Origin of the sequence: Sphaerospermopsis torques-reginae ITEP-024 (genome assembly GCF_019598945.1) — a bacterium.
Lineage (GTDB): Bacteria > Cyanobacteriota > Cyanobacteriia > Cyanobacteriales > Nostocaceae > Sphaerospermopsis.
Genome location: NZ_CP080598.1, coordinates 3,494,057 through 3,508,892, shown reverse-complemented (window position 1 = coordinate 3,508,892; position 14,836 = coordinate 3,494,057). Strand labels below are relative to the sequence as shown.

General features: G+C 35.7%; 16 protein-coding genes. 8 read left to right on the top strand and 8 right to left on the bottom strand.

Going from position 1 to position 14,836, the window contains the following annotated elements; genetic code table 11:
- Window positions 1-58: 58 nt before the first annotated feature.
- From K2F26_RS16310 to rsmI, 3 genes are all read left to right on the top strand, one after another.
- Window positions 59-493, top strand: coding sequence for a DUF29 domain-containing protein (locus K2F26_RS16310; protein ID WP_220608646.1), 435 nt, complete (start codon window positions 59-61; stop codon window positions 491-493).
- Between the two features lie 48 nt (window positions 494-541).
- On the top strand, window positions 542-1,153 hold the full coding sequence (locus K2F26_RS16305) for a PH domain-containing protein (RefSeq protein WP_220608645.1): 612 nt from the start codon (window positions 542-544) through the stop codon (window positions 1,151-1,153).
- A 177-nt stretch (window positions 1,154-1,330) separates the two neighbouring features.
- Window positions 1,331-2,188, top strand: a complete 858-nt coding sequence (gene rsmI / locus K2F26_RS16300; protein ID WP_220608644.1) for a 16S rRNA (cytidine(1402)-2'-O)-methyltransferase — start codon at window positions 1,331-1,333, stop codon at window positions 2,186-2,188.
- A gap of 123 nt (window positions 2,189-2,311) precedes the next feature.
- On the opposite strand, the gene K2F26_RS24905 is transcribed toward rsmI, so the two are convergent.
- Both K2F26_RS24905 and K2F26_RS16295 read right to left on the bottom strand, forming a co-directional pair.
- A complete protein-coding gene (locus tag K2F26_RS24905; RefSeq protein WP_246605392.1) occupies window positions 2,312-2,473 on the bottom strand; it encodes a hypothetical protein in 162 nt (53 codons plus the stop codon).
- Between the two features lie 50 nt (window positions 2,474-2,523).
- Window positions 2,524-3,108 carry an alkaline phosphatase gene (locus tag K2F26_RS16295; protein WP_246605391.1) on the bottom strand — a complete coding sequence of 195 codons (585 nt, stop codon included), beginning with the start codon at window positions 3,106-3,108 and terminating at the stop codon, window positions 2,524-2,526.
- A gap of 304 nt (window positions 3,109-3,412) precedes the next feature.
- Here K2F26_RS16295 and rpsU point away from each other — a divergent pair, with 304 nt between their 5' ends.
- Window positions 3,413-3,592 carry a 30S ribosomal protein S21 gene (gene rpsU, locus K2F26_RS16290; protein WP_008226419.1) on the top strand — a complete coding sequence of 60 codons (180 nt, stop codon included), beginning with the start codon at window positions 3,413-3,415 and terminating at the stop codon, window positions 3,590-3,592.
- Between the two features lie 260 nt (window positions 3,593-3,852).
- On the opposite strand, the gene pth is transcribed toward rpsU, so the two are convergent.
- The 3 genes from pth to psbH all read right to left on the bottom strand — a co-directional run bounded on the left by pth (window position 3,853) and on the right by psbH (window position 5,460).
- Window positions 3,853-4,485, bottom strand: coding sequence for an aminoacyl-tRNA hydrolase (gene pth, locus K2F26_RS16285; RefSeq protein ID WP_220608643.1), 633 nt, complete (start codon window positions 4,483-4,485; stop codon window positions 3,853-3,855).
- A gap of 88 nt (window positions 4,486-4,573) precedes the next feature.
- Entirely contained in the window at window positions 4,574-4,825 is a 252-nt protein-coding gene (locus K2F26_RS16280) for a TatA/E family twin arginine-targeting protein translocase (RefSeq protein ID WP_220608642.1), read from the bottom strand.
- 431 nt (window positions 4,826-5,256) lie between these two features.
- Entirely contained in the window at window positions 5,257-5,460 is a 204-nt protein-coding gene (psbH, locus tag K2F26_RS16275) for a photosystem II reaction center phosphoprotein PsbH (protein ID WP_096566033.1), read from the bottom strand.
- A gap of 234 nt (window positions 5,461-5,694) precedes the next feature.
- On the opposite strand from psbH, the gene psbN reads away from it, so the two are divergent.
- The 3 genes from psbN to K2F26_RS16260 all read left to right on the top strand — a co-directional run bounded on the left by psbN (window position 5,695) and on the right by K2F26_RS16260 (window position 7,998).
- Window positions 5,695-5,832 (top strand): photosystem II reaction center protein PsbN, encoded by a 138-nt coding sequence (psbN, locus tag K2F26_RS16270; RefSeq protein ID WP_096566031.1) that lies wholly within the window; start codon window positions 5,695-5,697, stop codon window positions 5,830-5,832.
- 91 nt (window positions 5,833-5,923) lie between these two features.
- Window positions 5,924-7,237 carry an AAA family ATPase gene (locus K2F26_RS16265; protein WP_220608641.1) on the top strand — a complete coding sequence of 438 codons (1,314 nt, stop codon included), beginning with the start codon at window positions 5,924-5,926 and terminating at the stop codon, window positions 7,235-7,237.
- Window positions 7,231-7,998 (top strand): DUF4276 family protein, encoded by a 768-nt coding sequence (locus K2F26_RS16260; RefSeq protein WP_246605390.1) that lies wholly within the window; start codon window positions 7,231-7,233, stop codon window positions 7,996-7,998. The genes K2F26_RS16265 and K2F26_RS16260 overlap by 7 nt, the downstream gene beginning before the upstream one ends.
- A 174-nt stretch (window positions 7,999-8,172) precedes the next feature.
- Here K2F26_RS16260 and K2F26_RS16255 read toward each other — a convergent pair whose 3' ends face one another.
- From K2F26_RS16255 to K2F26_RS16245, 3 genes are all read right to left on the bottom strand, one after another.
- Complete coding sequence (locus tag K2F26_RS16255; protein ID WP_220608640.1) at window positions 8,173-8,463, bottom strand: type II toxin-antitoxin system RelE/ParE family toxin; 291 nt, start codon at window positions 8,461-8,463, stop codon at window positions 8,173-8,175.
- The gene (locus tag K2F26_RS16250; protein ID WP_220608639.1) at window positions 8,460-8,726 is read right to left on the bottom strand and encodes a ribbon-helix-helix domain-containing protein; all 267 of its coding nucleotides are present in this window, start codon (window positions 8,724-8,726) and stop codon (window positions 8,460-8,462) included. Before K2F26_RS16250 ends, K2F26_RS16255 begins: the two co-directional genes overlap by 4 nt.
- Window positions 8,727-9,806: 1,080 nt before the next feature.
- On the bottom strand, window positions 9,807-13,091 hold the full coding sequence (locus K2F26_RS16245) for an alpha-mannosidase (protein WP_220608638.1): 3,285 nt from the start codon (window positions 13,089-13,091) through the stop codon (window positions 9,807-9,809).
- Window positions 13,092-13,274: 183 nt separating this feature from the next.
- Here K2F26_RS16245 and K2F26_RS16240 point away from each other — a divergent pair, with 183 nt between their 5' ends.
- Window positions 13,275-14,747 carry a hypothetical protein gene (locus K2F26_RS16240; protein ID WP_220608637.1) on the top strand — a complete coding sequence of 491 codons (1,473 nt, stop codon included), beginning with the start codon at window positions 13,275-13,277 and terminating at the stop codon, window positions 14,745-14,747.
- The last annotated feature ends 89 nt before the right edge of the window (window positions 14,748-14,836 follow it).

Here is a 14,836-nt window from a genome sequence, read left to right as displayed (position 1 = left end):
TAATGTAAAACATAGACAAACAAAAAGTTTTACTCCTGACTCCTGACTCCTTTTATCTATGAATAAAATTACTCACGACAATGATTTTTATGCTTGGACACAAGAACAAGCATATCTACTAAGAACTGGACAATTTCATCAAATTGATGTGGCGAATATTGCGGAAGAAATAGAAGACATGGGACGTTCTGAAAAACGCGAGTTAGAAAGCAGATTAGAAATATTAATTATGCACTTACTAAAATGGCAATTTCAGCCTAACTTACGTTCTCGCAGTTGGCAACTAACTATCAAAGAACAACGTATACGTTTAGAAAAATTATTGAAAGAAAATCCCAGTCTTAATTCCTATTTATCAGATTCATTAGAAAAAATTTATCAACTTGCTATTATTAGTGCTGAAAGAGAAACAGGTTTATCTTCCTTCCCTGAAAACTGCCCTTACAGCTTAACAGAAATTTTTTCATCCGAATTTTTACCCAATGAGATATAATTTACATTATAATATTAACAATCTTTCCTTTTGGGAGAAACAGAAATTATGTTTAAGAACATGGCAATGGATGCACTCGGTTTAAGTGATATCGGTGCTGTGATCAAACCCGAAGATTATAATAAGGTTGATAGTGATGACTATGTAATGCACGAAGAAGGGGAAAAAATCTACTTTTTGATTAAATCAAAAACTGATGAATACTGTTTTACAAATTTAGCTTTAATTCATCTTGATGGTAGTTCTGCTGTGAGCAAGAAACGGTTACTAAATCGTTATAGCTACAGTCAAAATATCATTAGAGATGTCAGGTTAGAAACCGCAGGAACGGTAGATTTAGATATTGAAATTAAGTTTGTTATGGGGGATAAATCCTATTCTATAGATGTGGCAAAAAATTTTATTGCTCCCTTAAAAGATTTATACAAAGCATTGGTGAAAATTTCTTCTATTCAAAAAGAAAATGGAGTTTATTACCAATATGCTCAAACTAGCTTAAATACTGCTTCTAGTACAGTGGGTAGAGCTACTAATGTTTCTACTTCAGAAGAACAGTTTAAGGCAATTAACTGGTATGCTTTTAATTGGTTAAAATATGCCCATGAAACTTATGTGAGGAAAGATTTTGGGGAGATTTTTGAGAAGTTTATTAATAATTAAGTAAGTATTCAGCTATCAGTAATCAGCTTTTAGGTTCTAGGTTTTAGGAGTTGAGAAGTTGAGATATGAATTAACCTTTTGTTGATTTGATGATAAACTTCTCTTACTATAGCTGATAGCCGATTACTGAAAGCTGATTACTGATTACTGATTACTGATAGCTTAAAAATAATAATTATGGCAACTGAACCCAAACCAGGAACATTATACATTGTCGGGACACCAATTGGAAATCTCGAAGATATGACTTTTCGGGCGGTGAGAATATTACAATCTGTGGATATGATAGCGGCGGAAGATACTCGACATACAGGAAAATTATTACAACATTTTCAAATTAAAACCCCCCAAATTAGCTATCATGAACATAATCGTAATAGTCGCATTCCTGAAATTATAGAACAGTTAAAATATGGAAAAGCGATCGCATTAGTTAGTGATGCGGGAATGCCAGGAATTTCTGATCCAGGATATGAGTTAATTAAAGCTTGTGTAGATGCAGAAATTGATGTTGTTCCTATTCCCAGTGCGACTGCTGCCATTACTGCTTTAAGTGCTTCTGGTTTACCCACAAATCGGTTTGTTTTTGATGGTTTTTTACCTGCAAAAAGTCAACAAAGAAGGGAATATTTAGAATCATTATTAATAGAAACCAGGACATTAGTATTTTATGAATCTCCCCATCGGTTGCGGGAGACATTACAAGATTTTGCAGATATATTAGGGAGCAATCGCCAAATAGTTATAGCACGGGAATTAACCAAATTATATGAAGAATTTTGGCGAGGAACAATAGAAGAGGCGATCGCCCATTATCAACAAAAAGAACCCCAAGGAGAATATACCCTGTTAGTGGCAGGAATAGAACCAAGTAAACCACAAATTACAGAAGCAGAACTCAAAGCCGAACTATTAGGAATGATGAAACAAGGTGCTTCTCGTTCCCAAGCAAGTCGTCAACTAGCAAAAGAAATATCAATTTCTCGTAATAAATTATATCAGTTGGCTTTGACAATTGAATTAGATTCGGAATAACGAACCGCAGAGGACACGGAGGACACAGAGATTGATAACTAGCTGGTTGTAATTAAATATAAAATGTGGGATGGGCATCTTGCCCGTCAACAGGCTAGAAGCCTGTTCCACATTTATCTGCTTTCATCTATCTGCTACTGTGGGTGCGGTAGCCACATAGAGAGGTAAGGGATTAGGACTATTTAATCCTAGTTGTTCTTCCCTGCGGTCATCATAGGTATCTGTAGCAGCAAATACACCCAAGATTTTGGTAGGTGGGTTTTGGCTATTTACCACCTGGTTCATTTGCTGTTCGGTGTAAACTACCGTATAACCTAAAGATTGGGCTAGTTCAATTAAGTTAATACTGGGGCGGCGCTCATCCCGTTGTTCAGAAGCGTCAATTTCGGCGGTGAGTGAAAACCGGTTTTACCTTTAGGTAGCATATACAGTTCACCACCACCCATGATGATATCTGTACCAGAACGAATGGTTTGTTCGATGATTTCCGCGTATTTATCCCGTGCGCGAATATCGTTACCTAAACGGTTGGTGGTTTCCGCAGCAAAAGCAGCAGTACCAGGTTCTGCCATTTGTCCAGATTGAATTAAAGCTGTGGCTTTACCTGCGGCGATCGCCTCTTCTAAAATTGTATAACCGACTTTCCCAGAAGCAGGTGTAACAGTGGTGTTATCCTCATTTAAACCAAAGGATTCATTAAATACCTTCACACCATTAGCATGAGTTACCGACCCAGCGTTGGAAGTACCAGTTAACTGGTTTTCCATGTGTCCCAGGTAAACACCGGCATTGGACATCATATCCCAATTCAATCTGCCATCGGGACCCTTATCAACGTTGCGAAGTGCCATGAAGTGAGAAGGACTAGCACCATCTGGGTGAATGAAAATAACGTGATTACCGTGATTACCTGTAGTCATAAAACCTCTGAATAACCAGTTCAGTTTTTGGGATTTACCCTCACTTAACTAGGTAATTGTTAAGAGAAGTTACAACAGGGGTTAATTACAACTTATTTATTTCCTAATTTTTGTTTAATTTAATATTAATCACAAGTTAAGGATGTAAAAATTTTAATTATATTAAAATATTTATGAATCAGCTTAAATGGGTAAGATAGTTAATTCCAAAATAGGATCAAACTCGTTTGACACTATATAGTTTTGCTAAGTTTGCGGCTAATATTACAATGGAGATAATTGACAAATTGAGGAAAGACCGAGAATGACCCAAGTGGTTCTAGGAGAAAACGAAGGAATAGATTCAGCCCTGCGTCGGTTCAAACGCCAGGTTTCCAAAGCTGGTATTTTGGCTGACGTAAAGTATCATCGTCACTTTGAAACCCCCCTGGAAAAGCGCAAACGTAAAGCAGTCGCAGCTAGACGGAAACGCCGTTTTAAATAAACCTATTCGGTTTGGTACTGGTTTTTCTTGAAGATATCTTTATCAATCAAGGACAATCCCTTTACCATGTTCTTAAAATAATTCAGGAAGCTGCGACACACCCCTGATGGGGGTGTAATTTTATTGGTGGAACTTAGTGCGTAAGCCTGTTAAGTTGGTTAGATGGAGTTAGCGGAAATCGCTTCCCATCTACCAAGACATAGGGAATAGGGAATAGGGAATAGGGAATTTTTAAATATTCTTCTCCTGACTCCTGACTCCTATCCCTCAGCACTCCAGCTATTACAACGGTTCATGGCTTTTTCTACACCTTGCTTTAAGGTGAGTTCTGCACACTCAACCACAAAGTCTAAAACCACATTCATCAATTTTGATTCTGTAGCAGAAAACTTTCCCAAAACATGAGAAACTGTGTCAGCATTATCATCATTTGCTGCACCTTTGGGTTTACCAATACCGATGCGTAAGCGGGGGAAGTTTTGACTATTCAAATGGGAAATAATACTCTTCATCCCATTATGTCCACCTGCTGAACCAGATAAACGCAGGCGAGTTTTCCCCAAGGGTAAATCCATATCATCATAAATGACTAACACAGATTCAGGATGTATTTTATACCAACTTGTTAGCGATTGGACTGATTGCCCAGAACGATTCATGTAAGTTAGCGGTTTTAAAAGCCGAATTTTACCGCCTCCTAGTGCTAAACCTTCTGCAAACTGTCCTTGAAACTTACGATTTTCAGTTAAGGAAAATTGCCAAGCACGGGCAAGAGCATCAATAGCCGCAAAACCAATATTATGGCGTGTTTGATCATACTTAGGCTCTGGATTCCCCAACCCGACTATTAACTGGGGAATAACCAAAGCAGGTTGCTTAACAACTTCTGTCATCCGATTTGGGATTTTAGATTTTGGATTTTGGATTTTGGATTTTGGATTTTGGATGAATTTACGGGATAAATCTGGAATTTGGAGAATTTTAGACAGAATTATCCTGTTTAGTAGATTCTATTTGCTTAGGTTCTAATTCAGCAGTAGTTTTTACAGGTTGATCCAGTTTTTCCGCTTCTTTCTTAAATTCATTTTGAAACTCATTAGAAGCTTCCTGGAAACTGCGAATGGTTTTACCTAAACTACGACCGATTTCTGGTAGTTTCTTAGGACCAAAGATTAATAAAGCTACTACCATAATTACAGCCATTTCTGGCAGACCAATACCAAATATATTCATTATTTTTTTCCTTTAGCTGCGATATAAAACCTAGACAAAGCTAGACTTTACTTTCTACTTCAACGGGAGCATGGGAGCGGTTATCCCTCTGTAGACCTTCACGCTGTAGCCCAACGCGATTGTGTTCCAATTAAGTTTCTGAAAAAGACTACCACCATCATTGCTTGGTTTTCGCGTCGGCAATAGTCTCAATTCAATACTTGATATCACCGTATTATATATCAAGTAGTTGATTTTTTCCGGAAAATATATTGATTTTTGTCAATATAAGTATAGTTTTGTCTATGAAATTGTCAACTTAGGACAAGCTCTCTTAACTGTCACCTGTCACCTGTCACCTGTCACCTGTCACCTGTCACCTATTAACTGAAAAACCCGGACTGGCCGGGTCTATATTAACTTGCATCCAAGTTATAATAGCTGTGTAGCAATTAGCCGCCTAAACTGCGCCAATCAACAAGTACGTCTTGAATTAACAGAGACTTGTTGTAAACTTGCAGAATAATGAGCAAGAATACGAAAAACAAACCCATAAAAACACCCATTAAAGGTGTTGTTCCCCAACCGGGGGATACTTTACCATATTCAGCGTTTAAGGGTCTGAGGATATCTCCCAATTTAGTCCGTTGTGCCATAGTTCACCTAAGATCAGTTGCCAAAACTTTTTTTAATTTTTTTATTCCCCGTTGTAGGGTGCTGCAATATTTCAGCAGGATTTTAACCTTACGTTTGGGATGATTCTGACTATGACGATAATACCATTATCAGGGTAGGGTGGTTTACCTGACTTTAATGAATGGAGAATATAGTATTTAAGTTAAGTTTTGTAATATTCTAGAAGATACCGCTCATAATATAACTCTAACTTTATGGACTTAGAACCTGGTTTAGTGCTTGGTGTTTCTTTTTCTGCCATCCTGATTGCGATTACTGGTATGGCAATTTACACATCCTTTGGTCCACCAAGTAGAGAATTAGCTGATCCTTTTGAGGATCACGAAGATTAGAAGTGTGTTTAGTTTGATATGATGGTGGGCTATGCCCACCTTGCAGGAAGTCAACAGTAAGATCCCCGACTGATCTATAAAGTAAACATTTATGAATCAAACTATTTTACAACTTATTGAAAATAAGAATTATAAAAATTTGTCTTTACCGCATCCTGTAGAGTTAGATAATTTGAATATTTTTATCGGTTCTAATGGTTCAGGTAAAAGTAATTTTATCAGTTGTTTGAAATTTTTGAAAGATTGTTTAACTACTATTTCTGATGCAAGTCGGGGTGTGAGTAGTTTTGAAGATGCAGTGAGCAAAATTGGGGCTGATAGAATTTTAGATAATAGCGTAGAAAGTCCTGCTGTTATTAATTTTAGCTATTGTTTCTCTCAAAAATCACCAAATGATCCACAAGTTGATAAATTTAGTACAATGCTAACTTTAAGCCTTTTCGTGGATAGGAAGAGAAATAAAGTAGTTATTTCACAAGAGTTTTTATTAAGTGGACAAAATTTAAGTAAATTGGAATCACCACCTTTTTATTATTATAAGTTTCATGATCAAGAAGTTGGTAAAGGGGTTGTTTCAGTTTATGATGCACCAAAACAAAATTCAAAAACACACTTTGAAAGGTTAGATAACATACCCACTAATTCTTTAGGTTTGACTATACTACCAAGGTTACTTGAAGATAGTGAATATTCACCGGAAAATACACCTGCGTATAAAACCAGAAGAGATTTAGTAGAATTTATTTCTAAATGGCAATTTTATAACGCCAATAATATGGACTTGAATCAAATTAGAAATTCAGAAAACAAAATAGGAGGAAGTGATATTTATTTATCTGCTTCTGGTGATAATTTACCTTTAGTTTTAGATAATTTAATCCAAGAAAATATTGACTTTGAAGATAGCATTAATCAAGCTATGAGGGCGATTTTACCTAAAACTCGTCGTTTACGTTCTATTCGTTCGGGTAGATTATCTTTAACGGTGGGATGGTATTTTGAGGATAGTAAAAATACAGAGCCGTTTTATTTAACTGAAATGTCTGATGGAACTGTGAGAATGTTATGTTGGGCGACTATTTTACATTCTCCTGTACTACCTTCATTATTAGTTATTGATGAACCAGAGTTAGGTTTGCACGTTTCCTGGATGCCAATTTTAGCAGAATGGATTAAACAAGCTGCTAGAAAAACACAAATTATTATCACTACCCATAGTCCTGATTTATTGGATCATTTTACCGATTGTTTAGAAAATGTTTATTGTTTTTATTCTGAAAATCAACCCCATTTTTCCATGAAAAGACTTAATCAAGAAATGCTGAATGATAAATTAGAAGAAGGTTGGGAACTCGGTGATTTATACCGAGTTGGTGATCCGACTGTGGGAGGATGGCCGTGGTAATTTGGGTATTTTCTGGTGGGGGAGAAGCTGAGATTGGATTGAGGAGTAAGGATAAAAAAGATGAAGGAGGATTAATTAAATTTTTACAGAAAAATTTTCCTGGTTGTACATTTGTCCGCAAAACACCAGCACGTATAAAACCGGGACCAAAACCCGGTAAATCAGTTGGTTATGGTAAAACAGGTAAAAGTTTAATTGCTCAAATAAATCAAGAATTACCGATTGCTTTGAAAAATGAACCTAATAAATGTGATTTAATTTTAGTATTTGATGATTTAGATTGTCGAAATCCGATTTTACAAAGAGAGAAGTTTTTAGCAGCAATCTCTGAAATACCTAACACTGATGAAATACCAAAGTTTGTTGGTTTTGCTGCACCGGAAATAGAATCTTGGATTATTGCTGATTGGGATAATACCATAGCTAAAAGTTCAGATTTTCGCGGTAGACATGAAAAAATGCGTTGGTGGTTAAGTACCCAAAAAGATATTCCCTTTGATGCTCCTGAATCTTTTAGTGAATATGATGATGATAATCCTAAAAGAGATTGTTGTAAAGAAAAACTATCAGAAGCATTAGTCAAATCTAGCATTTTGGCAGAGTTTGGTAGTGTAACACGATTTTCTAAAGGTTATCACACTCCCTTGCTGTTATTAGAAATACAACCTGATGAAGTACAAAGAAAATGTCCTTTGTTTCGGGAACTTTATCATTATCTTTTCAATTTTCGTTCCAGCCAGGAAAATAAAAGCAGAACGTAAAGTATATACTGAGATTACACTATAAAATCATGAATTGTTTTTGAATAATGTAAACCATTTAAAAATTATATCCTGTAAATCCTTAAATCCTGGTTATCCTGATTCAGACAAATACAACTTTCAGATTCACAGATAAATGATCTTAGAAGTCGGGTATCTTTGACTAAGTATTGATCATGTAAACAAAGATTCTAAATCTTGACGACCATTGACAATTCTGAGAATTTCTATATTATCATCAACAATTTGATAAAAAATGATGTAACCATTAAGAGGTATTCCTCGCATTCCTTTTCTGATGTGTTCGTAACTGCGTCCCATTTGGGGAAATTGCAGCAAGTTTTTACACTTTTTTGTAAATTCTTGAAAAATTTTTTCTCCTGTTTCAATATTTGTAGTTAAAAAATATTCGGAAATATTATCTAAATCTTTAATTGCTTGAGGTGAAATTAAACATTGATTCATTCTTTCACCTCACGCGCATGGCTGAATTTTGCTTGCATTTGTTCAACAACTGTTTCTAAAGGAACTCCTTCACCTCGTTCTAATTCTGCTGCTGCTTCGTTGACTTTAATTCTGACATCTTCTACCCATTCTTCATATTCTTTTTGTTTTTCTTGTAACAGTTGTAATGCTTGATTAATTACTGCTTGAGCGTCTGGAAATTTACCTTGTTCTAGTTGGGTTTTTATAAACTGTTCTTGTTCTGGGTTGAGGGTAATATTCATGGTTTGTTCTCTATAATTGATAGTTTTTATTATAAACAATATGTAAGTTAAGTTGTAGCTTGTTTCCCGTAGGATACGCAGTGAAACTCAACATTTCCAAAGTTTTAATGTGTTGGGTTTCGTTCCTTAACCCAACCTACATCTGTTCACAATGCTTAATAATTTTATGCAACCCTTAAATGTTACAGTTTACAAGTCTCGACGGGTTTGATTTTGACCACCAAGTACAGCATCGTATTTTCCCGGTTGTTGTGGATGATTTGTCATTGGTAAATATTTGTATTTGATAATGTTAATTATATACTGTTATTTGTCTGAATCAGGATTTACAGGATTTAAGGATTTTCAGGATGTTTTTGGATGATTGTTTTTGGGAACTTGGGGATTTTTTTGTCTGAATCAGGATGTCCAGGATTGAAGGATTTACGGGATGTTTTTGAATGATTATTTGTTGGGAGTTGAAGATTTTACTTGTCTGAATCAGGATGTCCAGGATTTGAGGATTTTCAGGATGTTATTGAATGATTTATGGTGGGGAGTTGGGGATTTTTTGATGATGTTGTTGAATGATTGTTTTTTGGAAGTTGAAGATTTTATTTGTCAGAATCAGGATGTCCAGGATTTGAGGATTTACAGGATGTTGTTGAATGATTTATGGTGGGAAGTTGGGCATTTTTTGAAGATGTTTTTAATGATTGTTTTTTGGGAAGTTGGAGATTTTATTTGTCTGAATCAGGATAACCAGGATTAAAGGATTTACAGGATGTTTTTGAATGATTATTTTTTGGGAAGTTGGAGATTTTATTTGTCTGAATCAGGATAACCAGGATTAAAGGATTTACAGGATGTTTTTGAATGATTATTTGTTGGGAGTTGGGGATTTTTTGATGATGTTATTGAATGATTATTTTTTGGGAAGTTGGGATTTTCTGATGATATTATTTAATGATTGTTTTTGAATGTTTATAAACCATCTAAAAATTACCATCCTGTACATCCTAAAATCCTGGTTATCCTGATTCTGACAAATACAATTTTAAACACCAAACAAACCATCTAAAAATTACCATCCTGTACATCCTAAAATCCTGGAAATCCTGATTCAGACATAATCTCAAAACTCCCAATTTTCCAAGGTGCGATTTTTCCAACTTCTTTATTTACCTTCCTTTCTAATAAATCAACCGCTTCCCCTAACCGGAAATATTCACTTTCTAAACCTAACTCTGCTGTTTCTCCCTGACTTTCATAAAAACGCAGAATGATTTTTTTACTATCATCTTCACTGACTTTAAAAGCTGTAATAATTAAATTATCATCTGCTAATTTTAGAAAACTTTGATTTGGTAAAATACCAGATTCAGATTTTTTAATCTCTGGATTTATTAACACATTTAATGGTATATTTAATTCATACCCTTTTTTGACTGTTTCCGCTTCTTGCCAACTGCCAAGATGAGGATATAAACTATATGTAAATTTGTGGTTTCCTCTATCTGCTTCGGGGTCTGGCCAGTTGGGACTTCTTAATAATGTGAGGCGGATTTGATTGGGTTTAACGTCGTATCCATATTTACAATTATTGAGTAAACTAAATCCGTATTTTCCGCTATCTGTTTCTGTGGTTAAATCTGCCCAATGTAAAGCGGGTACTTCCCATTTTGCTTGTTCTGCGGGGGTTTGGGGGTTGGTGGGGCGGTTTATGACTCCACATGGTATTTCATAGGTGGCGGTTTCGGTGGTAAAGTTTAAAGGAAAGGATGTTTTAACTAATACTTGATTTTCTTGCCAGTTTACAGTATTCTGAATTTTCAGAATTGGGGTATTTTTTTGTAAGATGTAATTTTGGATAAATTCAGATTTGCCGATTTTACGAATTACTTGTAATTTTTGTTGAATTTCTCCATTTTCTAACCATTGAATTGATAGTAATTCGCTTGGGGGTAGGGGTTTGGTGTTATAATTGGGGTCAATATTCCACGCATCCCAATATTGTCCACTGTCTTGAAAAGCTTGGAGTTGGTTTCCTGCACCGTTTAATATTTCCCGTTGTTGGTGTTTATCAAAAATGCTGTCTATATCTCCAGTTTGGGGGTTAATTTTTACTTGGAGATAGTCATTTTCTAAAGTCCAATTTTTGGGAAGTTTGTTTTTTGCGATGTTTGATTTTTCTGATGTGGGAGAAAGCCAATAAATTTGATATCCTATTGATGGGACAGTAGCGATAAATAATAAAGAATTTTCATTTTGTTGGGTGATAACTTCCTTTCCTTGAACATCGTAAACTTTCCAACTCTGATCTTCTAAACTAAAAATATGAGAACTTACAGAAGAACTCTCTAAAACTTTCTTAACTTCGTGTCCTTCGTGTTCTTCGTGGTTCATTATAATATGTATAACTTCCGAACGTTCCCAGTTGAGAGAGTTAAAAATTATGATGGGAATGCTATGGGGTTGGGGTGGTTGTGGTAAAGTAGATGGTAAAATTATATGAGAGGCGATCGCCTTTAAAGCATCATCTAAAATTCTATTTCCTGTCTTTTGCACATCTTCCCATTCTGGGAGTGCATCTTGATAAACTTGGGTAATGGAAGAACCGGGTAAAATGTCGTGAAACTGGTTAAACAGAACTTTTTTCCAAGCGGTTTCTATTTCCATTTTCGGATATTCACAACCATAAAGAGAAGTTGCCAGAGTTGCGAATAACTCAGCCTGATATAATAGATGTTCAGATTTACGATTGAAGCGTTTTTGATCTGCGTGAGTCGTATAACATCCGCGATGAAATTCCAGATATAACTCATCTTCCCATATTGGGAGAGGTGCGGGTAAACTTTCAGATTCTAACTTTATTTGTTGTAGATAATTTTCTGCGGTTGTAAATTCCAACCTTGGTAAAATGGGGGAATGTTCCCAGCGTCGTGCTAATTCCAGCATATCACGAGTAGGACCACCACCATGATCACCGACACCAGGAAGCCAAAGCGCATCATTTAAACCCGTTTGAGTTTGCCACTCACACAGATATTGAGTCATCTTAACCGGATCAATACCTTCCCCGATGAGAGCAGACATATAACTTAATATTTGACTACCATCTGGCGATCGCCACCAAAATAAACCATAATCAAACTTAGTAGAATCATTCCAGCGTAACTTTTGAGTAACAAAAAACTCAACCCCTGCATTTACTAAAAACTGTGGTAAAGTAGCACAAAACCCAAAAGTATCAGGGACCCAAACTATCGGAGATATTTTCCCAAACTTCTCTAAAAAATAACGCTGACCATATAATAATTGTCTAACAATAGACTCACCAGAAATCAAATTTAAATCTGGTTCAACCCAGAAACCCCCCAAAACCTCCCATCTTCCAGATTTTACCTGAATTTGAATCTCCCGAAATAACTGAGGACGATTTTCTTCAACCCAAGCATACAAAGCGGGAGTAGTATGACAGAATATCAACTCAGAAAAATCTTTTTGTAACCTTAAAACCGACTCAAAAGTATTTTGTGCAGCGTTCCAAGTTTCCGAAACAGGCCATAACCATGCTAAATCTAAATGAGCATGACCCAACAAAAAGATTTTATAGTTTTGAACGCAGATGAACGCAGATGAACGCAGATAGACTTCTCGTATTTTTAGAAGATAATCTTTCCAACCTTCTTCCCTTCCTTCTTCTTCTTCTTCTTCCTCTTCCTTCGTGTTCTTCGTGTCTACCCTTCGGGAACTGCTTCGCAGAACGTGGTTCGTTACCTCATCAACCCCCGCAACCAAACCAGCTAAACCCTGCGGTGAAAACCTTTCTAAAAGAATTTGAGCGATCGCCAACTCATCAGCCACAATACCCGCATCTAACTCATTGTAACCCAAACCTTCAAAAATTAAAAGCGATCGCACCAAAGCACCATCACAATGACCAGGACTCACCAACCGCAAACAAACAAAAAACTCATCACCTGGTTTTACCCCTTGACTTAAAAGCACCCGTGGGGAACAATCAAATAAATCCCCAATTAAAACCAGATTACCATTAATATAAACCTCAACCGCATCAGCCCACCAAAGTAGAGACAACCGCAAACATAAACCCGTCAAAGGATAACCTTGCGAACTTTCAGGAACAGTAAACCTTTGTGCTAACCAAAGAACCTGTTTTCCCCCATCCCAAACAACCTGATTTTTCTCATTTAGCTTAACAGATTGCCAATCAGATAGATCAGAATTTACCACCTCGTTAATTTCTAAATTACCTTGCTGATAAACCCAAGAAGAAAGTATATTAATTTGACATAAAGAGCGTAAATTCTCAACAGTCTTTAATATAGATGTAGTATCCACAGGAGGAAGATGAAAAGTCATAAAAAATTAACACTTAAAATTAACAATAAAAGATTATTCTCAGGACTTAAACAGAAATTGAGATTGTCAAAATTAAACTCATCTGAATTTATTTTCAGTTATGATTATATCACTAACTAAATCTCAATCACATTTTACGGGAATCGCCAAAATCAATCCAATTTAGCCTAATTCATTGATATCATGTCCTCTAGTTCTTCTCGTCCTTATCAAAGTAAAGTATTTAACTTCTTCAATCAGCAATCTCGGCGGTTGAGTCAAAAATTAGAAAGTACCATTCGTAACTTACAAGTTGCCACAAAATGGAGTGTAGAGGCGTTACTTTATCCATTGTATCAAGCATTACAACCTGACAAACTGATAGGAAAAAGATTACAAACCCCAGGTCAAACTACCCAAACATACTTACAATCCCATACTCCCCCACCAGCAGACGCGCCTATTCAGAACGTACTAGAATTAGTTAAAAGTTTACCATCTGCCGCTGCTTCTGAATCAGAAACTTTACAAAATGTCAAATCTTCAGGTTTTTTGGGTAGAACTTGGGAAAAAATTACTCATAGTTTTGGTTGGTTACAATCTCCAAAAGCGCCGAAATTACCATCAGAAAATACTTTACAGCATCATATCCCCACTGTACAGGGAATTGCCGTCAAATTAGAAACTAGAAATTTGGTACTTGTCAGCGACAATAACAAAGTTTTTGATGTTTTGACAATTGCTCAACAAAGAAATTTACATGAGACAATTAATCAAGAAATTGCCGAATATTCCCAAGTTTTACAATTAGTAGCAGCCCAAAAAGAGCAGAATTTATTACCAGAAATTGACCGACTTTTAAATAAATTAACTAATAGTTCAGATTCCAGTATAACAGAAAATACGGAAAATCGAAATCCTCTAGAAATCAAATCTTATCCTGGTACAATTTTAGCATTGTTAGATACAGCATTAGCCAAATTAGAAGCTAAAGCAATTGTACCTGTAAAACAACAAAGTCAGGGAATGATTAAAGTTGCTAAAACTCAATTAGATATCTTTATTTATGGTAAAGATCAGGTAGAAGCCAGGGGAGAAATTTCTGTAAATGCTAATACTTTGAACCAGCAAAATTTGAATATTCCAGCTTTAATAGAATCTGCAATTAATTACTTTTTTGGTGGTAGAAAAATTCCCCAACTCAGGGAAGATGAAAAAGACTATAAATTTAATGAAATTCCCAAACAAACCGTTAACAGATTTATTGATAGTCGCCAAATTCAAACATCTGATTTACCCGGAGATTCTTGGTTGACTTGGGGTGATTTATTTGGTAATTTAGAAATCACATCTAACACCACAGAAGACAAAAATCAACAAGTATTAAATACAGTGGGAAGAAAGGTTTTTAAAAACAAACAAGCTGCATCAGCAACACATGAATCTAGTTTTGCAAATGAGAGAGAAGCGGAAAAACAACAACAAAAACAACAACAAAAACAACAACAAAAACAACACAGATTAAAACCGGACTGGATAGAAACAACCGCTACATTTATCGGGTATGAAAAACACCCTTTAGAGCAAATTTTAGAGTGGTTAGATTATATCATGGTGTGGATAGAAGTGATATTTATGAACATGATTTATTTCTTTAAAGGATTGTTGCAGGGTTAATTTGATCAACTTTTAATGTGCAAATGATAGGGCGGGCAAGATGCCCACCCCACAATAATTTGATATATTTTTTGATATATTTTAAGTAG